Origin of the sequence: Collinsella sp. AM17-1, from assembly GCF_003470665.1 — a bacterium.
Lineage (GTDB): Bacteria > Actinomycetota > Coriobacteriia > Coriobacteriales > Coriobacteriaceae > Collinsella.
Map to the genome: position 1 here is coordinate 124,510 of NZ_QRJZ01000003.1, position 16,780 is coordinate 141,289.

The window sequence follows — 16,780 nt, forward strand, 5'->3', positions numbered from 1 at the left end:
CTCCTCGCTCCACTTGAGCTCCGGGTACATGCGGCGCGCGCACCTCGACTCCTTGGGAAGCTGCTCCCACAGGAGGGCGGCGCGCCGGAGGTCGTCCGGTCCGCCCTCGAGCGGGAGGTCGATGCCGTAGTACTGGCGGAAGTCCGCTACGACTTCTGCGCGGTGCCCTTCGAGCTCGAGGACGAACCCTGGGAGTTTTTTGCCTTCGCCGCCTCGAATGCGGCCTGCATGAGCACGCCCGTGGACTCGACGGAGCCGCCGAGGCGCTCCATGTACTCCTCGTCACGGCCCGCGAAGACGCGCTCGAAGGCCTCGAACATCCCGCCCGGCTCGGTCTCGCTCTTGGCGAACTGCTTGTTGGTCTTGTAGCTGAGCAGCTCGTCGAGGTCTGCGGTGAACTCCCCGTCGATGCCGGTGATGGTGAACGTGAGCTCGGTCATTACTTGCCCTCCGCGGTCTCGGTGGACTGGATGTAGTCGTAGCAGGTGTTGCCGTCCTCGTCGGTGAGGTACTTGACCGTGAGGGCGCGCGCGGCGAGCTCGCCCACGGCAAGGGTGAGGTCGTCAAGCTCGGAGGACTGGGCGAGCGGCACCACCTTGCGCCAGCGGCGGCCGTCCTTGAGCACGAGCTCGAGCACGGCGGGCCACGTCTCAGTGGAGTCGCCGTTGTGCTTGACCGTGATCATGCCGGCCTCGTCCTTGACGTTGTCGGAGCCGTACATGACCTTGAGGGTCGCGGCCTTGATCTCGGCGAGCGTGAGCTGCGCGCTCTCGACGCGGGAGGTCTGCGGCGACGCCATGAGGTCGCCGTTCATGTCCTTGATGTCCTCGGAGTCGCTGTCGAGCGTCTCGACGTAGCCGTCCTCGCTGATGTAGCCGAGGCATTTCCACGCCTCGGGCAGCGCGGTCCTGTAGTCGGTCGGCAGCGCCGTTTCGGCGGGCGCGGTGAAGATGTAGCCGCCCTTTACTCCCTTGGCGCTGGAGACGTTGGCGACGTTGTTTTTGTTGCTTTCTGCCATGATTGCTCCTTATTCGCAGATGGTCAGGTTGATGTTCGTCTGGTATCTGGGAGTCCCCGTGTCGGGGTCGTCCCATCGGTAGGTGCCGTCGGGCACGGCGGAGAACACGTTCGGCTCGTCCTCGATGGCGGCGCACGCCCGCTCGACGGCCTCGGCGATCTCGCGTGCGCGCCTGCGGGTCTTCGCCCACGACGTGGCGAGCACTCGCGGGGACTGGATGAATCGTGTCGCGCTCGTGGCGGCGAGGGTGACCTGGACGAACTCATCGGGTCTCTCGCGCGGAACGTCCGGCACGCATTTGATGCCGGTCGCGTCCATGAGCCGCTTGGCGACCACCCTCTCGATGTCCATCAGTCACCTCCGAATGCCGATTGCAGTCGGTTATGCCTGCGCTCGCTCACGTTGGCGTGTTTGCTGTCCGTGTAGACGACGCGGCCCCTCGCAAGCGAGCCGCCTATGGTCGCGGTGCTGTAGCCGCTCTCGCCGTACTTCGGCGTGAACGTGGAGTTGCATGCGGCCGCGGCGGCGTTGGCCTTATCGGTGAGCATGGCCTGCACGCCCCCGCCGTTCATGACCTCGGCGTATCCGCCGCGGTTCCAGCCCTTCCACTTGATCTTGACCTCGCACTTCGCCTTAGCCATCGGTTCGGGTCACCTCGCAGGTGAGGTCCCAGGGGCCGGGCGTGTTGGCCGCGGTGTATCGCTTGGGGTCGCCGACCACCTTGTAGTCGGTGCCTCGCACCGTGACGGTCGCGTCCTTGAGGTCCACGTCCGCGCCCTTCGGGAAGCAGAGCGTGTAGGCGACCGCCACGCCGTTCGGGCGCGTCGAATCGAGGTCGGCGGTCGCGCCGGGGCAGACCACGACGTTGTCGACCGTCGTCTCGGTCACCGTCTCACCGGTAGGCTCGCCCAGCTCGTCGAACGACTGGACCGCATTGCGCACGGTCACGGTCTCGCCGGAGATGAGGCACATCATTCGGTCACCCCTCCCCTCTCCAGCGGCGTGAGCGACCCGAGCGCCTGACCGGTGAGGCCGAGGCGCCTGAGGTCGCTCTTGCCTAGGTACATCTCGCCGAGCGCCGAGCCGTAGGTCACCGATGCGGTGTAGATTCCGGCCCCCTGGCTGTACTGCGTGGCACCGGCCATCGCGGACGGTGCCGAGAGCACGCGGTTGACGAGCAGGCAGCACACGGCGGGGGCGGCGCGGTCGAACGCCGGGCACGCACCCTCGGTGTACTCGCCGATTCGGTCCTCGAATGCCGCGAGCATCAGGTCGGATGCGTCCTGCAGCAGCACCTCGGTGCGCGCCGAGTCCGCGGGCTCGCCGTAGCGGGCCTTGTAGTCGTCCACGCTGGCGAGCGCGGCCATGGCTACTCGGCCTCCATGATCCCGGCGTCGACGAGGGCCTGAACGACCTTCGCGACGGTCGGGCTGGCGCCGGGGTTGGCGACCTTCTTGGGCACGACGAGCGGCTTGCCGTCGGGCGAGACGAGCGCCACGTGCTGCGGGAGGATGCTGGACGCCTTGCCCGCGTCCTCCACGATGAATTTCTGGACTAGCTGAGCCATCTCGGTACCCCCTAGGCGCTCTTGAGGACGGCGAAGGCCTTCGGGTCGAGTACCGCGTATGCCAGGACGGCCTCGGTGCGGTAGGCGATCTGGTTGTAGCCCTTCAGGTCCTGACCGGTGTTGTCGGGGTCGCCGTACTCGATGACCTCGGCGGTGATGTCGCGGACCATGCCCCACTTGATGGCGGAGAAGTCGCCCATGATCGCGGAGACCTTGGTCGGGGTCTTGGCGAGACGGCCGTTCACGGTGCCGGACACGGAGGCGGGGATGCCGTCGAGGTTTCCCACGTTGAGGGACAGCGGCACCTCGGGGTACAGGCGCTGCCCGGTGGCGGGCACGCGCAGCTTGCGCAGCTCGGAGGCGAACTGGCGACTCATGGCGATGCCGTTGATGCCGTAGTCGAGCAGGGCGTCGGAGAGGGAGTCGATGTCGTCGACCGGGGAGTCGGTCTTGGCGACGCTGTGGACGTCCTTGTCAGCGGTCAGGGCGGTGTAGCCCGTGAGGCCGAGGCCGGTCTTGGGGTTGATGGCGTGGTAGATGATGTAGTCGAGCGCGCGGCCCGCGGCGGCGGTCTGGTCGGCGATGATGTTGGAGATGATCTCCAGCTGGTTGTCCTCGTCGGCCCACTTCAGCTCGTCGGAGACGCGCGTGGTCGTGACGATCTTGGCGCGCTTTGCGACCACGGTGTCGGTGGAGATCTCGGAGCCGGACTTCTTGCCGCCCTCGGCGACGACCTCGGCCTCTGCGGTCGGGTTGAACACGAGATAGGTCGTGTCGGCGAACTTCTGCGGCGTGCTGGGGCTCAGCGTGGCGATGGTGGAGGTGTCCTTCACCTTGCCGATGATGGTGGAGACCACGCTGGACGGCAGCTTGATTTTCTGGGTGTCGTTTGCAGCCATTTCTGTGCCTTTCTTCGGGTTTGGCTTACTTCAGGAGGCGCTTGGCGAAGTCTCGCAGCGCCTCGTCCCCGCCCTTGCCGCCCTTGTCGAAGCTGCCGGGCTTCTCCACTCGCGGCGCGGGCTTTGTCTTGAAGGCGGCGAGCATCTTGTCGCACCATGCGGCCATGCTCTCCTCGTCCTCGCCGACGATGAGCTCGGCGGGGACTCCCTTCTCCTGCGCGACCTTGGCGGCGATCTTGGCTCGCGCCTCGGCCTTCTCCTTGGCGTCGAGTCGCTTCTCGAGCTCCGCGACCTTCTCGTCGGCGGTCTTCTTCGCCTGGTTGGCCTCGTCGAGTGCGCTTGCCGCGCCCTTGTTGGCCTTGGCCTGCTTCTCCCACTTGCGGGAGTGCGCCTTCTCGGCCTCGTAGAGCGCCTTGTAGTCGGGCTCCTCGCCCCCGGTCGGCTCCGTACCGCCCGAGGGCTCCGTGTTGGTCTCTTCTGCCATGTCGCGTCCTTTCCCGGACCGTGCGGCCCGTCGGGCCAGCCGTGCGGCCGAACCCCTTAGATGTGCGTTTCGGGGCCGTGCGGCCCCTGTCCCGGGAAGTGTCCGACAGGCGTGAGATTTGGCCTGTTTGGCGTTTTTCGGCATGAAAAAAGCCGCCCGTGGGCGGCCATGCGGTAAGATGGGATTGGGCGGAAGCTGTTTGACTCACCTATTGAGACATGCAGCTCCCGCCTATTTTTTTATCGTTTGGAGCGACCCGTCGTGCCCCAGCATCCTCACTTCGGCGATTCCGTACCTCTTCATGTACTTGCGTATCCATGCTTCGGCTTGGCTGTCGGTGACAGACTTGTTCTCGCTGACGTCGAAGACGGCGAACCGCACTCCGCTCTTGTTGGCCACGGACTTCATGTGCGACTTGAACGTGTTCTCCGATTTCGACGTGTACACGGTCTTGATTTCGATGCCCGTGGACAGGTCGGCGCGGCTTACGGTCGTTTTTCCCTGTGCGTTCTCACTCTTCAGGTGCACCTCGTCTTCCCAGAACTCAGTCTTGTAGCCCAGTGCCGCCAGCTTCTCTGCGGTTCTCCTCTCTCCGGGGTCTACCCTCCACCTCTTTACCTTGTCGCGCCTCACCGCATCGTCCGTGAACGTTATGCCCTTATGCTCGCCGCCCGCGTACCAAGACGGGTCGCGTAACTCTATCTCGGATGCGACGCGGTTGTTGAGGTAGGCGGTGTACGCCTTCCCCTCCTTGTTGCCGTGGCGCCTCACGAGCGCTTCGCGCTCGTCCTCCGGCATTGCGTACCAGTCGGAGGCGATGCCGTCGCGGCCTCCGAGCGCGGCCAGGCAGTCGTTATACCTCTCGTACATCCCGTCAGGGTCGTATCCCTTGACTGTAGTCACCCCGTCGAAGCCGGGAACGATTCGGCAGTCGCAGTGCGCGTGCGAGTGTTCGGCCGCCTCCTCGGTCTTGGCGTAGAAGCCGAACGACGCGAGCATGAGGCAGAACCCGCACGTCTCGCCACGGGGAACGCGGGCGTACCACGGCTTTGCCGGGTCTTTGCGCGCGTTGTGGGCGACGCACCTGTTGGCGGCGCGCCTGATCTCCTCGTCGACCCTCGTGACGCACCGCGAGACGAACACCTCGGGGGCGCCCTCGACGACCTTGCCGATGAAATATCTAACCGCGCCGAGCGTGGCGTCCGGGTCTCGCATGGACTCGGCGACCGCCCGATACTTCCCGGGGAAGCCCTGCGACGCCCTGACCGCGTCGTAGTATTCGGCCGCCCTGGCGGCGGCGCACGTGTCGGCGTAGTACCCGAGCACCGCCTCGATCGTCTCGTAGGCCCTCTCGCGGAGAGCGGCGACATCGCCGCCACCGCCGCGCTCCCAGCTCGACAGCAGGGACTCGAGCGCCGGCCTCACCTTCGCTTGGGCGTCTGCCGACAGCGCGTTCACCTCATCGGTCAGCTCGTCCAGCAGGCTAGTCGGCACCGCCGCCATTCTCGCCCTCCTTCGGCTCGAACAGCGACGCGATAGCCGCGCTCGCCTGCGCCTTCTTGGCATCCGACTCGATGCGCTGGATCTGCTCGTCCGTGTAGTCGAGCATCTCGTAGGCCACCGTGGAGTTGGCGAGCTTCGGGAGCGCCTGCACCTGCTTGAGCAGCGCGTCGGACAGGCTCACCGTGGACGGGTACGCCGGGGACAGGAATCGCGGGTTTATCTCGTGGCCCGCGTCGCGCTCGGTGGCGAAATCGGTGCCGTTCGCCACGGCGAGCGCCATGTAGGCCACGTTGCGCAGCGCCGTGCCGTTGTCGCGGTTGAGGTTCTTGGCGTCGATGACCAAGGGCTCCAGGGACGCGGCGATAGCGTCCGAGGAGGACGGGTTGTCGTTGGACACGCCGAAGAAGCTCACCGGCACGTTGGTCACGGCCGACATCTGGCAGGCGAGCTGGCGCAGGTACTCCGTGAGCGGGGCCATCTGCAGCTGAGCGGACTGCCAGACCGTGGGCTTGTCGCCGTCGGGGTCTTTGGTGATCTCGTTGACAGCGCCCATGCTCGCGTCGTACTTGTTGCCATCGTTGAGCATCTTCTTGTAGGTTCCCAGAAGCCACGTCTGCGGCAGGGTCGCGGCCTCGGCGGCGACCTCCATGCGGGCGCGCTGTCGGATGGCGTCGTCGGTGATGCTCATCACGGAGCGGCTGATGCGCGAGGTGCCGAAGGGGCGCTCGAGAGTCGCGCCGTGTGCCATCGGCTCCATGAGGCAGCGCCCCATCGAGTGCTCGCGGTACTCGGCTACCCACGAGCCGCCGTCGCGCGTGAGCACCACGAGGCTGTCGTCGGTGAGCAGGTGCACCACGGTCGGCACGCGCTCGGTGTCGCCGGGCATCTTCTTGGACTCAGCCACGACGAGGCCCGCCCTGATGGCCTTGCGAGCGTCGTCCCAGAGCGCCGCCGCCGCGGTGGCGGGGTAAGCCGAGATGACCGGGTAGCCGCCGCCGTCCGTCACGGTCCAGAAACCGCAGCAGTGCTTCAGCTCGCCGATGAGGTTCTTGCGGTAGAGGCGCTCCAGCTGGTTCGACTCGCAGATGGCGCGGAGGGCCTTGCTCGTCTGCTCGTCCGCGCACGTGTAACCGTTGAAGATGGAGCGGTCGGCGAGTGCGTGCACGGCCTTGCGGGGCCAGTCCACGCGCGGGTTGATCTTCTTGGCGAGGCTCGCCGGCATGGCGATGCCGAGGTCCTTCACCGACACGTGCCCGAGGTAGTAGTCCTCGCGCTCGAGGTTGCTGGCTCGATGCTCGCGCCAGACGGTCATGAGCTCGCGGACGAGCGCCGCGTCGCCCGGCTCCAAGCCTGCGGCGGATGCTACCTGCCCCGCCAGTTCCATGTTCACTGCTGCCATCAGAAGCTGGCCTCCTGTTCCCTTCGCGGGTCTCGTTTCGTGGTTCTCGCCGCCCAGAGGGCGAGCGATGCGGACTCGATGGGGGCGGCGATGGAGTCGGGGCCGTCCGCGAAGCCCCATCCGTCCCTGCCTATGTCGCGCTTGAGCGACTTGCGCGCCGAGTCGTCGAGCGCCGGCGACTCGATGTGAGACAGCGTGCCCGAGTCGACCTCGTCCTTGAGCATCGACGCCGCAGCCTGCACGATTGCGGGCGTGCCCATCACGAGCGCGCACTTGCTGAAGCCGCCGTCGAGCATCCGCCGCTTGAGCGCGTCCGCTCCGGACTTGCCGTCGATGCAGGCGCACGCGATCTCATCTCGGTTGCGCAGGAGCATGTCCGAGATCGCGACCGTTCCGCCCGAAGCGCCCATCACGTCGTACAGCTCGACGTAGGACGGTCCGTCCCTGTCGGCGAGCGCCCAGGACACCGCGGCGTTGGAGCCGTCCGCGGAGAACTTCACGCCGAACGCGAGCTTTCCGCCAGTGGGCGCTGAGTCGCGTCGGCACCCGTCCCACTTCTTGGAGGACAGGGCGTAGAGGAGCGAGCCTCCCGTCTTCGCCCACCACCCGAGGCGCTCGCGCGCGAACACGTCGGGCTGCATCTGCTCGGACTCGCCCTTGACGGCCTCGTAGTTGAGCACGGTGCCCATGGACGGGTTGTACTCGTACCAGCGGGACTCGTCGTGGACGTCGCCTATCTCGTCCGCGCCCCACTCGATCCACGCCATCTCGGACTCTCCGTCGTGCACGTCGTCGTGGAGGTCGCGGAACACCGTGCCGACGTTGTCGGGGCCTGGCGGCGTTCCGAGGTAGATGGTCTGCGGGTTGTGCATCGCGCTCGCCGAGATGGCAGGCAGGGACGCCGCCTGCTGCGTGTCCGTGAGCTCCTGCGCCTCGTCGTAGATGAGCACGTCGTAGGTCTTGCCTCGCGCCAGCGAGTTGGTGCGGGTGGTGAAGCGGATGAGTCCGCCGTTCTTGAGGCTGATGGCCTGCTGCCCGTTCGTCTTGCGCACGGCGAGCAGGAGGTCGTGCAGCTCGGTCTCGTCCTCGTCCTCGAATGGCTGGGACAGCTCCTTGAACATCTGGTCGGATGTGTCGCCGTGCTGGCAGGTGTACAGGATCTTCTCGCCGTTGAGCGCGCCGTAGAAGCACCTTGCTCGCACGACCCAGCTCTTTCCGTTCTGGCGCGGGATGGAGATGCCAAGCGTGCGCAGCAGGTACTTGTCGCGCGCGTCGCGGGCCAGCATCGCGTCGAGCAGGTGCGGCTGCCACGGGAGCGGGTCGCCGAAGTAGGCGGTCGCGAGCTCGCAGGCCATCCCGCCGTCGCCGCTGAGGTCCTCCGGGACGTTCGCCTCGTATGTCGGCGTCTGCCTGGGCTCCATCAGGCGCCCGCCGCCTTGGCCTTGCGCTCGCGGTCGGCGAACATCAGGCTCAGCACCCTAGCGCCGTCGCTCTGCGGACGCGCCTGCTGCACCTGGATGGGCACCGCCTTGCGCGACAGCCCGAGCAGCTCGTTGAGCGCGCGTATCTCGGCGGTCGCCTGCTTGAGCACGGACACGGCGGGGTGCGGGCGCTCCATGATGGCGTGCCTGCCGTTCTTCGCCTTGACGGGCTTGTAGCCGACGGGGTCGAGCACCTTCACGGACTTGCCCTTGCTCATGGCATCCTCCGCGGCCTTCGCCACGGCGTGCCAGTAGCACAGCAGCGCGAGGTTCGGCGCGTCCTCGTCGGAGAAGCGCCCCGATGCGGTGACGCTCGCCCAGATCTGCGATTGATAGTCGTCGGATGCGACCGATTCCGGCATCTCCGGCATCCCGGCCTCCTTTCTCGTGCCCGCATTGTGCGATGCGGGTGAGATTCGCGGCCTACCCCCGCCCTGGGGTCATGGGGCGGGGGGAAATCGGCACTGGCAGCGATGGGTGTCCGTGCACCCCCGGGGAGGGGGCAATGCCCCCGCCATCGGCGGCTCAGCGCCCCAAAAAGCAGTGAGGCGCAGCCGAGCAAACGACCGCGCCTCCAGTTAGGCTTTTCAGCCCCGCCTATTCAGTTGTCTCAAGCACTCAGAACAGCCTCGTGCGCCTTATCTCGACGGGCCTCGCGTCGCCCGGCATGTGCTTGCCCTTCCTCTGGTTGCAGATGCGGTGCGCCGCGTCGAGGTTCGCGTAGTCCAGCACCGCGCCGCCCCTCGCCCTCGGCACCACGTGGTCGGCCTCGAAGCTCCACGGCGTGCCGGGCGGCAGGCTGTAGTCTATGGGCTGTCCGCATATGTGGCACGGCCTGCCCTCGGCGCGGAGCCTCGCCTTGAGCTTGCGCTCGGCGTTGCCGTTGGAGCTCCACGTCATGCCAGGCGCTTCCTCGCGAGGTAGTCCTTCTTCACCGACAGGGTCGGGGTCTCGTCGGTGCTTCCTATCTTGATGGTGAGCGTTATGGGCGGCAGCACGAACCTCTCGTCGATGTCCCCCGCCACGTCTTCCGCCATGGACTCCAGCAGGGCCGCGGCGTCGCGGAGCTGCCGCGCCACCCTCTCGCCGGCGCTCATGCGACCAGCCCCGCGAGCACCCGCCAGCACCACACGACGGCGGCGGCGCACAGCAGCACGAGCGCGGCCATGATGAGGCACCCGATGAGCTTGCCGATTAGCCTTCCGATCTCGTCCATTCAAACCTCCAATCTCACCCGCACGCCATGCGCACGAGAACGGTCAGAACCACGGCGAGCGCCCATGCGGACCTCGCCGCCCACGCCAGCAGCGCGGTGAGCGCCGCCAGCGGCATCAGCCACAGAACATGGCGCACGCTTCCTTCTGCATGTCCCTCATGTGGTCCGCTATCCACGGGAGCGCCCAGTAGGCGACGTCGCCCGGCTCCGCGTCCGCCCCGTCGAACTTCCCCCGGAAGGCGTCGTCGAACTCTATCTCGCAGATGCCGTAGTCGCAGCAGCACTCGTACATCTTGGTGCACTCGGCGCAAGTGGGCTTGCCCTCGCCGAAGTGCCTGTCGATTGCCGCGTCGGTGCATCCGTCCGGGAGGTTGTAGCCCGGATCACAGCTTGCCCCCAAGGCGGATCACCTCCTCGCGGTACAACTCGTACCGTTCGATGAACCTGTGCGGGTTCTCCGCGATGACGTCGAGAACCTCGGCGAGCGTCATCTTGCCGAGGGGGCGCTCATCGTCCGTGAGCTCGCTGTCCGGCACGTCGATGATGTGGCGCTCAATGATCTCGAATTTCATTTTGTCTCCTGACTTGCAAGTGCTTTGGGCCTCACGATGTCGCGCGGGTCTTCGCCCATCGCATTCGCCAGATTGAGCAGCAGGTTCATCTTCACTTCCCTGCCGCCGCGGATGACGTGGCTCAGGCTGCTGAGGTTCACCCCGGCGGCGCGCGCCAGCTGCTTCAGCGGGACGTGGTTGTCGATGCGCCAATGGGCGATCTTGTCGGCGTCCAGAACGTACTCGGTCGCCATCACCTGCACCTCCCCTCGCGCTTGAGCGTCTCCACGTTGCGGCGGGACCTCTTGAGCGCGCGAATCCGGGCGCGCCTCCATTTCGGGTCGAACTTCTTGCAGAGCGCCCTCGCCTCGCGCCTCATGCCGCGCAGCACGGGCACGAGGGCCTCGTTGAAGCTCGCCACCGCGTTGGCCATGATGGCGGCCGCGGCCCTCGCGGCGGGGCCATCCGGTCTCCACAGGTCGACGGACGGCGACGGCGCCGGCCTCATCTCGTCAGCCATGCCGCACCTTCCTCCCGCACCCCGGGCAATAGTTCCAGACGCCGCTCACGCGGTAGTGCTCCTCGTCCTCGACCTTGCAGCCGCAGACCGAGCACAGGAAGCCGTTGTCGCACGAGTCCTGGACGCTCCCGTCGTAGACGTTCTCGCACTCGCCGCGGTCGATGAGGTCGGCGAGATAGTCGAATACGTTGCCCTCCGTATAGCCGACGCACTCGAGCACGCGCTCGAAGGTGTCGAATATGAACGGCTCGAGGACGGTCCTCGGCAGGCTGCCGAAGAAGCCCCTCGACCCGCGCAGGCTCGCCGCCGCCTCGCGGCGCTGCTCGTCGCTAATCATCAGTCAAATCCTCCCCACACCACGGGCAATACCGTGGGACAGTCTCGAACTCGGTCCAGCTCGTGATGTACGTGTCGTCGTGTTCGTAATGCACGACGCCGAAGACGAGGTCGCACCTAGGGCAATGGACGGCGTCGACGGGGTCGACGTCACCTAACGCGACCACCTCGTTGGTGTACACCAACTTGCGCGGCTTCCACTTCTGGTGCGACGGGGTCGCGCCGCACGTTGGACAATCGACCGGCCTTGCGAACTTAATACGCTTCATCTTCCACCACCACCGCCCCGCAGACCGGGCATGAGTACCAGTCGACTGGGAACGCCTCGGAGGTCACGACGAGCACACCGTCCGGCCTGTCGCCGGGCACCAGCACGCGGCACCCGCACTCTGAGCACTTGAATGATTCCTTGGTGTAGTCGGCGACGTTGTGACATGTCGGACGGTCGATTAGGTCTGCAAGGGCCGCGTACGTCTCGTTCTCAACCTCGTGAATGAACTTGCCGCCAACCTCGACGCCGATTGAGTTTGCAATCACGTCGAGTGAATCAACGTGGCGGTATGCCCCGGTCGATGCTTCGCGCAACTCAGCCACCGCTCGCTTGCGCTCCTCGTCGTTAATCATCGTCTCCCCCTTCCGGGTCAATGAGATCAGCGAGCTTATCGAGGACAACGTCGAAGTCATGGTAGTCCTCGAAGCCGACCACCACCTCGGCAAGCTCGTCGAAGAACTGCTCCTTGTACTGGATGGAGTGGCCGATGGTCAGGTGTCGCAGGTTCTCAGCCATCTCGCGTCGCTCTTCGCTAGTGAATGTCATCGAAACCAGCTCCAAACATACAGTCGTAGCCGCACTCCCAGGTCTCTCCGTCGCGGCTCATGGTCGCCCCGTACCTCGGAGTGTCGCCGTTATCGTCGCCCCAGAAGTTGAAGTGCCATCCCAAGAAGTCGAACTCCTTGTCGTACTTGTCGGCGGCGTACCTCGTGTCACCGTACTCCTCGCAATCGTCCCACCCGAACTTGCGGGAAAGGTCATCGAACGTGTATATGGCCGGCTTGTCCTCGCCGTCCTCCCACTCGTAGACCTCCGGCCATCCCTGCTTGTAGCACCCGACGCGGACGCTGCCGTCGCCCATGACTCCATGGTGCGAGAACTCGAACCACTCGAATCCGTCATGGTGCTTCATGATGTTCGCGTACACGCGGAGTCCAGTAGGCAGGGAGGCCTCGTCGGTGTCGTATACGCCTACGTCCTCCTTGTCGGTTCTGCGCTCGCCGTTGAGGTACACGAACGCGCCGTAGTCGCTGTATGCCATAGCTAGACCTCCTTCGCCCCCATCTCGCGACGCTCTTTATCGGTAATCATTCGCCCTCCTTGGATATGGCCAGCGCCACGTATTTCTGGGCGAGGCCCTCGAAACCGTCGAGGATGTAGTCGATTCGGTAGACTTCACCGTTGAGCGGATGCCTGGCTGCTTCCCCGACGGCGTAGCCTTCGTTCGTGACAACGTCGAATACGATCTCATCGCCGACCTTGTAACCCCGGTCGTTCTTGCGAATCTCGAACGTCTTGGTGCCGTTCAGGACGGCGTCTGCGTATTGCTCTTGAATCTTGAGCCTGTGCGTCGCCATCAGTCTTCACCCCTCAGCTTGCGGATGCGGGATACGATGTCCTCAATCACTTTCGGAGAGCAACCAGTTGTTATATTGCCGAGAGAACAACTTTGACAGGTTCCATCCTTGCTGAAGTACGTGCAAGCGGTGCCTTCTGCGACGCATTTGTCCAAGTCCTCTTCCAGCTTCTCCCAGCTGTCGGGTTCGGTGAGGTACATGAGCTCGGCGTCGAGTTTCCTGCCCGCGTCCGTGACCGCGCGCCAGCAGTTCCCCCACTCTTTCTCGAGGTCGGAATCGACCGTGTACACCCAGTACACGATGTTTCGGGCCGTGCCGCCGCTGCCGTACAGCACCTTGGTATCCAGCGGAATCTCTCGACCGTCGGCATCCTTTGGCAGTTGAATCATCATTCCTCCTTATCTGGCGTTATACGCCCTCCATCCCGATCTGCTCGCACCACTGGTTGGCCATCGCCTTTGCGATGCCCGGGAACGTGCGGCTGCGAACCTTGGCGCGTTCGTGTGGCGGCAGATGCCAGGCGTCCGCGTACCATGCCGGCATGGAGTTGCCTGACTTGAAGACCTTGCGCGGCTCAGGCTCGACCTCATCAGTCGGCTTGAGCGGCTCGAGCCCCTTCAGCCACAGGCACGTCTTCTTTTCGAACGGGTCGCCGAACATGTACGGCTGCACGATTTGGTCCGGTTTGCGCCATCTTGTGCTCATACAGCCGACGGGGTTCTCGATTGCGACGTGCGGCGCATCGCACTTGGCGAACGCCATGAAGAACTCGACGGCGGCCTCACGGTTAGTCTTGCGCTCGCGCGCTCTGTCGCCGTACTTCCCCTCGTCGAACCAGCGGTTGCCGGTGACGGTGAGATACGTGCATGGCGGGTGCGCGATCACTAGGTCCCACCTGAGCTTGAGCATCTGGAGAGCGTCGACGTTGAGGTGCATGAGGTCGTGACCCCCCCCCGCTTCCTCAAGGTCGCAGCTGTAAGCCTCGTGCCCCATCTTCCGGAACTCAAGCGCCACGCGCTGCGACTCCTCGCAGGCGATAAGAACTCGCATCTACGCCACCATCTTCCTGACGACGGCCACGTCGTACATGCCCTCGAGGTAGCCGACGGCCCTCGCCGCGGCCATGTCTTGCTCGCGGCCGAGCTCATCCCATCCGCTCATCGCGCCTCCCAGTAGTTGCACCTGGCGAGCCCCTGCGTGCGGTGCACGAACTCCGGGCGCCGCACGCACTCGTACTCCGTGCGCTCCATGCCGTGGACGGTGCGCAGCACCGTCGCGCAGCAGTGCAGGCAGTTCTCGCAGCGCTCCTCCCGGAGCCCGTCCGCGTAGATGTCCGGCCTCTCGTCTCCCGTCATCTGCATCCCCTCTTCCCGTACCTTCCGTCGTTCACCATGTTCCTTACGTGGCGCCGCATGTCCTGCGCCGCCTGGTCTCCCTCGGGCGGCAGCTTCCGCCCGCTCGCGCACTCGACGCAGTGGACGCGCCAGCCGCCGCGGTAGCGCTCGAAGTGCCCGAACCCGGGAGGCGTCCATTTGCCGCACTCGCGGCAGTAGCCGCCGTACACGTTCCTAGCCATACCCCTGCTCCTTCCTGTACTTGCCGCCCATCACCGGCACCTCCCGATGCTCTTCAGGTACAGGTTGTTGCGGCGCGAGCGGGCGAGTGCGCGACGGCGGCGGCGCTGCCACTTCGGGTCGAGCGCCTTCGCGAACTTCCTCATGAGACGGCGGGCGTCTCGGAACACGCGGGAGATGCTCTCCCACAGCATCTCGGCGACGGCCTTCGCGGCATCGCCGATTGCCTCCAGCAACCGCGTCGCCGCCCAGCTAAGCGTCCCGGGGTATGGCGTCTCGGACGTCTCGCCGGTCTTCTTCTCGTCGGTCATCGGTATTCCTTCCATTCGGTTCCTTTTCGCATTCATAGACATCGCGGGCCATTGATTCCGCGAGCGCGCGCATGTCGGTCACCTCGGCGCACTCCGCGCCGAAGAACATGCCCAGCTCGCCCCTCTTGTGCCTGTCGCACCGGTAGGCGCGGCAGATCTCGGGCCTCGCGGCGTAGACCGCGCACTCGCGCCCGCCCGTGAGGTACGGGCACAGCAGGTCGTACTCAGCCCTGGGCTCGGCGGGCACGATTCCGTTCCGGCGCACGTACGCCTCGAGGCGCACCCGGTCGAACGGGCTCACGGGCAGGAAGCGCGAGCAGCACTCGCCGCAGCCCCTGCAGTCGCCCGTGTAGAGGTCGGTCACGTCGTCGCTCTGGAGCCCGGCATGGATGGCCGCGGCGACGGCCTTCTCGTCATTCATCGGCCTGCCCTGCCGCTCATGTCGGGCACGGCGGCCTCTACTCGGCACATCTGGCCACCTTCTTGTCGTAGATCTTCTTGAGGTCCCGGCGCATGAACCGGATGAACTCCTCCTCGCCGACGTCGTCCGCCAGCGCCACATATCGCATCGCATCGTGGCACCATTCGTCGAAGTCGAGCAGCCTTCCGCTGAACGCGCTCTTGACGTCCGTGACCTCGGCATAGGTGAAGCGGGTCAGCATCTCCTCGCGCATGACCTTGTCGGCCAGCGCCTCGATGGGTGCCTTGTCGCGGTTGATGATGCGTCTGTAGCCGTTGGCCCTCTTTGTCATGGCGTCGAGCTGCTTGGCCAGCTTGTTGTTCTCGGCCGCGAGGCGCTCGTTGCGGCGCTGCTCGTAGTCCAGCTCGGCGAGCACGTACTGCTCGCAGTTGGTGATCTCCATCGTCATTTCACCTCTCGGATGATCTCGTTTCCGTAACGGTCGGTGATGGCCCAGTAGCCGAACATGTAGAGGTCGGGGCTGTGCGGCGGGTACTCCCTGAGCAGCGTGCCGGACCACCATGCCTCCTCGGCCGCCCCGGTGCGCCAGACCCACTCGGCCCTGAGGCCGCCGTCGTGGAACTTCCCGTGGCACCCGGTCGTGCCGGAGCCGCACAGGGCGAACAGCGGGCTGCGCAGCTCCCACACCCCGTTTGGCGTGACGAGCCTGAACGTCTTTCCCCACGACCTGCGGGCGACGTGGTGGCAGTTGGAGGCGCGCCTGCCGCACACCGCGCACCGGGCCTGCGTCGGCTCGTATGCCGTGCCGTGCGTGTACCTCGTCCCGAGGTGGGGCTTGCCGTACAGCTCGGCGCGCTCCTTCGGCCATCCCCTCAGCAGGCCCGCGTCGAGGATCATGAGAGCCTCCTCTCGCACGCGGCGCGGGCGGCCAGCAGCCTCTGCGCGTCCTGGTACAGCCCGAACCGGTCCCTGCTCGCGGTCGTGCCCCGCGGGGCCTCGACCTTGGCCGGGTCGATGCCCGGGTGCTCGGACGCCCACCTTCGCTCCTGCTCGGCCAGCGCCTCCTCGGGCGTCCTGGTCGGCCTGAACGTCGCGGCCTCGACCTCCGAGGCGGTGGGCTTGCCGCGGCTGCGGGCCTCGGCGTCGAGCTCGCGCTGGCGGCGGTGCCACTGCCGGGCCTGCGGCTGCCAGTCCGAGATCGGCATGCCGTTCGACTTGCGCCAGCCCTGCGACGCGTAGAAGTCGAAGAACGCCTGCGGGTCGCCGTTCAGGCAGTTGGCACCGAAGTACGCGGCGACCTCCTCGGCGGTAGGCGGCTCGAAGCCCTCGGGCGCGGCGCACGCGTCCGCACTGCCCTGCACTGGGATGGCCTGGCTTGGTATGGACTGGTATGGATTGGTATATAAGGAGGGGTTTTCAGGTTCCGAAACCCCCGTTTCGGTAGTTTCCGAAACCCCGAAACCCCCGTTTCCGTTTTCCGAAACCCCCGTTTCCGAGGTTTCCGTATCCTCCGAAACCCCCGTTTCGCCCTTGGAGTCCTTGCGCGGCCTGCCGCCCTTGTTCTTGTTGCGGGCGGCGAGGCTGTTGTCGATGTCCTCGCGGAGGCTCTCGAACACTGCGCTGAGCGCCCAGTCGGCGAACTCCGGCTCTACGCCGTTGGTGCCGTACTGGATGATGGCCCAGCACAGCTCCCCGCGCGGCCCCTCCGGCACGCGCTCGAGGGCGGCGGTGAGCTTCGGGAACCACGTGAACTTGCTTGCCATCAGAACCACCCCCAGAGAAGCGAAGAGAAGAACAGGAAACCCGCGGAGAAGGAGGCGGCGAACAGGGCCGCCTCCCAGTGGTCGCGGATGATGTCGGGTACGCGCCCC

The 16,780-nt window shown here is 65.8% G+C and carries 35 protein-coding genes; all 35 read right to left on the reverse strand.

What is annotated here, in order from left to right:
* Positions 1-146: 146 nt before the first annotated feature.
* The 35 genes from DW195_RS02815 to DW195_RS02965 all read right to left on the reverse strand — a co-directional run bounded on the left by DW195_RS02815 (position 147) and on the right by DW195_RS02965 (position 16,672).
* A complete protein-coding gene (locus DW195_RS02815; protein WP_118205770.1) occupies positions 147-440 on the reverse strand; it encodes a hypothetical protein in 294 nt (97 codons plus the stop codon).
* On the reverse strand, positions 440-1,018 hold the full coding sequence (locus tag DW195_RS02820; protein ID WP_118205771.1) for a phage tail protein: 579 nt from the start codon (positions 1,016-1,018) through the stop codon (positions 440-442). The genes DW195_RS02815 and DW195_RS02820 overlap by 1 nt, the downstream gene beginning before the upstream one ends.
* A 9-nt stretch (positions 1,019-1,027) precedes the next feature.
* Positions 1,028-1,369 carry a hypothetical protein gene (locus tag DW195_RS02825; RefSeq protein WP_118205772.1) on the reverse strand — a complete coding sequence of 114 codons (342 nt, stop codon included), beginning with the start codon at positions 1,367-1,369 and terminating at the stop codon, positions 1,028-1,030.
* Positions 1,369-1,659, reverse strand: coding sequence for a hypothetical protein (locus DW195_RS02830; RefSeq protein ID WP_118205773.1), 291 nt, complete (start codon positions 1,657-1,659; stop codon positions 1,369-1,371). Before DW195_RS02830 ends, DW195_RS02825 begins: the two co-directional genes overlap by 1 nt.
* Entirely contained in the window at positions 1,652-1,993 is a 342-nt protein-coding gene (locus tag DW195_RS02835) for a hypothetical protein (RefSeq protein ID WP_118205774.1), read from the reverse strand. The genes DW195_RS02830 and DW195_RS02835 overlap by 8 nt, the downstream gene beginning before the upstream one ends.
* Positions 1,990-2,385, reverse strand: a complete 396-nt coding sequence (locus tag DW195_RS02840; protein WP_118205775.1) for a Gp19/Gp15/Gp42 family protein — start codon at positions 2,383-2,385, stop codon at positions 1,990-1,992. Before DW195_RS02840 ends, DW195_RS02835 begins: the two co-directional genes overlap by 4 nt.
* A gap of 2 nt (positions 2,386-2,387) precedes the next feature.
* Positions 2,388-2,585, reverse strand: coding sequence for a hypothetical protein (locus tag DW195_RS02845; RefSeq protein WP_118205776.1), 198 nt, complete (start codon positions 2,583-2,585; stop codon positions 2,388-2,390).
* Positions 2,586-2,596: 11 nt separating this feature from the next.
* Positions 2,597-3,484 carry a phage major capsid protein gene (locus DW195_RS02850; protein ID WP_118205777.1) on the reverse strand — a complete coding sequence of 296 codons (888 nt, stop codon included), beginning with the start codon at positions 3,482-3,484 and terminating at the stop codon, positions 2,597-2,599.
* Between the two features lie 25 nt (positions 3,485-3,509).
* The gene (locus tag DW195_RS02855) at positions 3,510-3,968 is read right to left on the reverse strand and encodes a hypothetical protein (RefSeq protein ID WP_118205778.1); all 459 of its coding nucleotides are present in this window, start codon (positions 3,966-3,968) and stop codon (positions 3,510-3,512) included.
* Positions 3,969-4,199: 231 nt separating this feature from the next.
* On the reverse strand, positions 4,200-5,471 hold the full coding sequence (locus DW195_RS02860; protein ID WP_118205779.1) for a hypothetical protein: 1,272 nt from the start codon (positions 5,469-5,471) through the stop codon (positions 4,200-4,202).
* Positions 5,452-6,870, reverse strand: a complete 1,419-nt coding sequence (locus DW195_RS02865; protein ID WP_158567884.1) for a phage portal protein — start codon at positions 6,868-6,870, stop codon at positions 5,452-5,454. Before DW195_RS02865 ends, DW195_RS02860 begins: the two co-directional genes overlap by 20 nt.
* A complete protein-coding gene (locus DW195_RS02870) occupies positions 6,870-8,072 on the reverse strand; it encodes a hypothetical protein (RefSeq protein WP_370215082.1) in 1,203 nt (400 codons plus the stop codon). Before DW195_RS02870 ends, DW195_RS02865 begins: the two co-directional genes overlap by 1 nt.
* A 218-nt stretch (positions 8,073-8,290) precedes the next feature.
* The gene (locus DW195_RS02875; RefSeq protein WP_118205782.1) at positions 8,291-8,722 is read right to left on the reverse strand and encodes a P27 family phage terminase small subunit; all 432 of its coding nucleotides are present in this window, start codon (positions 8,720-8,722) and stop codon (positions 8,291-8,293) included.
* Between the two features lie 247 nt (positions 8,723-8,969).
* Complete coding sequence (locus tag DW195_RS02880) at positions 8,970-9,251, reverse strand: HNH endonuclease (RefSeq protein WP_118205783.1); 282 nt, start codon at positions 9,249-9,251, stop codon at positions 8,970-8,972.
* The gene (locus DW195_RS02885; RefSeq protein ID WP_118205784.1) at positions 9,248-9,448 is read right to left on the reverse strand and encodes a hypothetical protein; all 201 of its coding nucleotides are present in this window, start codon (positions 9,446-9,448) and stop codon (positions 9,248-9,250) included. Before DW195_RS02885 ends, DW195_RS02880 begins: the two co-directional genes overlap by 4 nt.
* Positions 9,445-9,567, reverse strand: coding sequence for a hypothetical protein (locus DW195_RS10650; protein WP_255413536.1), 123 nt, complete (start codon positions 9,565-9,567; stop codon positions 9,445-9,447). Before DW195_RS10650 ends, DW195_RS02885 begins: the two co-directional genes overlap by 4 nt.
* A 115-nt stretch (positions 9,568-9,682) precedes the next feature.
* Positions 9,683-9,967, reverse strand: a complete 285-nt coding sequence (locus tag DW195_RS02890; RefSeq protein ID WP_118205785.1) for a hypothetical protein — start codon at positions 9,965-9,967, stop codon at positions 9,683-9,685.
* Positions 9,951-10,139 (reverse strand): hypothetical protein, encoded by a 189-nt coding sequence (locus tag DW195_RS02895; protein ID WP_118205786.1) that lies wholly within the window; start codon positions 10,137-10,139, stop codon positions 9,951-9,953. Before DW195_RS02895 ends, DW195_RS02890 begins: the two co-directional genes overlap by 17 nt.
* On the reverse strand, positions 10,136-10,372 hold the full coding sequence (locus tag DW195_RS02900; protein ID WP_158567885.1) for a helix-turn-helix domain-containing protein: 237 nt from the start codon (positions 10,370-10,372) through the stop codon (positions 10,136-10,138). Before DW195_RS02900 ends, DW195_RS02895 begins: the two co-directional genes overlap by 4 nt.
* Positions 10,372-10,638, reverse strand: coding sequence for a hypothetical protein (locus tag DW195_RS10385; RefSeq protein ID WP_158567886.1), 267 nt, complete (start codon positions 10,636-10,638; stop codon positions 10,372-10,374). Before DW195_RS10385 ends, DW195_RS02900 begins: the two co-directional genes overlap by 1 nt.
* Positions 10,631-10,975: a hypothetical protein gene (locus DW195_RS02905; RefSeq protein ID WP_118205788.1), complete on the reverse strand. Its 345-nt coding sequence runs from the start codon at positions 10,973-10,975 to the stop codon at positions 10,631-10,633. The genes DW195_RS10385 and DW195_RS02905 overlap by 8 nt, the downstream gene beginning before the upstream one ends.
* A complete protein-coding gene (locus DW195_RS02910; RefSeq protein ID WP_118205789.1) occupies positions 10,968-11,243 on the reverse strand; it encodes a hypothetical protein in 276 nt (91 codons plus the stop codon). Before DW195_RS02910 ends, DW195_RS02905 begins: the two co-directional genes overlap by 8 nt.
* The gene (locus DW195_RS02915) at positions 11,230-11,598 is read right to left on the reverse strand and encodes a hypothetical protein (RefSeq protein ID WP_118205790.1); all 369 of its coding nucleotides are present in this window, start codon (positions 11,596-11,598) and stop codon (positions 11,230-11,232) included. Before DW195_RS02915 ends, DW195_RS02910 begins: the two co-directional genes overlap by 14 nt.
* A complete protein-coding gene (locus DW195_RS10320) occupies positions 11,591-11,791 on the reverse strand; it encodes a hypothetical protein (RefSeq protein WP_147356478.1) in 201 nt (66 codons plus the stop codon). The genes DW195_RS02915 and DW195_RS10320 overlap by 8 nt, the downstream gene beginning before the upstream one ends.
* Positions 11,778-12,287, reverse strand: coding sequence for a hypothetical protein (locus tag DW195_RS02920; RefSeq protein WP_118205791.1), 510 nt, complete (start codon positions 12,285-12,287; stop codon positions 11,778-11,780). The genes DW195_RS10320 and DW195_RS02920 overlap by 14 nt, the downstream gene beginning before the upstream one ends.
* A gap of 46 nt (positions 12,288-12,333) precedes the next feature.
* Positions 12,334-12,603, reverse strand: a complete 270-nt coding sequence (locus tag DW195_RS02925; protein WP_118205792.1) for a DUF3850 domain-containing protein — start codon at positions 12,601-12,603, stop codon at positions 12,334-12,336.
* A complete protein-coding gene (locus tag DW195_RS02930) occupies positions 12,603-12,992 on the reverse strand; it encodes a hypothetical protein (protein WP_118205793.1) in 390 nt (129 codons plus the stop codon). The genes DW195_RS02925 and DW195_RS02930 overlap by 1 nt, the downstream gene beginning before the upstream one ends.
* A 19-nt stretch (positions 12,993-13,011) precedes the next feature.
* Positions 13,012-13,653, reverse strand: coding sequence for a hypothetical protein (locus DW195_RS02935; protein WP_118205794.1), 642 nt, complete (start codon positions 13,651-13,653; stop codon positions 13,012-13,014).
* Positions 13,654-13,760: 107 nt separating this feature from the next.
* A complete protein-coding gene (locus DW195_RS02940) occupies positions 13,761-13,958 on the reverse strand; it encodes a hypothetical protein (RefSeq protein WP_147356479.1) in 198 nt (65 codons plus the stop codon).
* Entirely contained in the window at positions 13,955-14,179 is a 225-nt protein-coding gene (locus DW195_RS02945) for a hypothetical protein (RefSeq protein WP_118205796.1), read from the reverse strand. The genes DW195_RS02940 and DW195_RS02945 overlap by 4 nt, the downstream gene beginning before the upstream one ends.
* A 30-nt stretch (positions 14,180-14,209) precedes the next feature.
* A complete protein-coding gene (locus tag DW195_RS02950) occupies positions 14,210-14,488 on the reverse strand; it encodes a hypothetical protein (RefSeq protein WP_118205797.1) in 279 nt (92 codons plus the stop codon).
* Entirely contained in the window at positions 14,430-14,909 is a 480-nt protein-coding gene (locus DW195_RS02955) for a YkgJ family cysteine cluster protein (protein ID WP_158567887.1), read from the reverse strand. The genes DW195_RS02950 and DW195_RS02955 overlap by 59 nt, the downstream gene beginning before the upstream one ends.
* Positions 14,910-14,946: 37 nt before the next feature.
* Positions 14,947-15,351, reverse strand: coding sequence for a hypothetical protein (locus DW195_RS10390; RefSeq protein ID WP_158567888.1), 405 nt, complete (start codon positions 15,349-15,351; stop codon positions 14,947-14,949).
* Positions 15,352-15,353: 2 nt separating this feature from the next.
* Positions 15,354-15,806 (reverse strand): hypothetical protein, encoded by a 453-nt coding sequence (locus tag DW195_RS02960; RefSeq protein ID WP_118205799.1) that lies wholly within the window; start codon positions 15,804-15,806, stop codon positions 15,354-15,356.
* Complete coding sequence (locus DW195_RS02965) at positions 15,803-16,672, reverse strand: DUF6291 domain-containing protein (RefSeq protein WP_118205800.1); 870 nt, start codon at positions 16,670-16,672, stop codon at positions 15,803-15,805. The genes DW195_RS02960 and DW195_RS02965 overlap by 4 nt, the downstream gene beginning before the upstream one ends.
* Between the last annotated feature and the right edge of the window lie 108 nt (positions 16,673-16,780).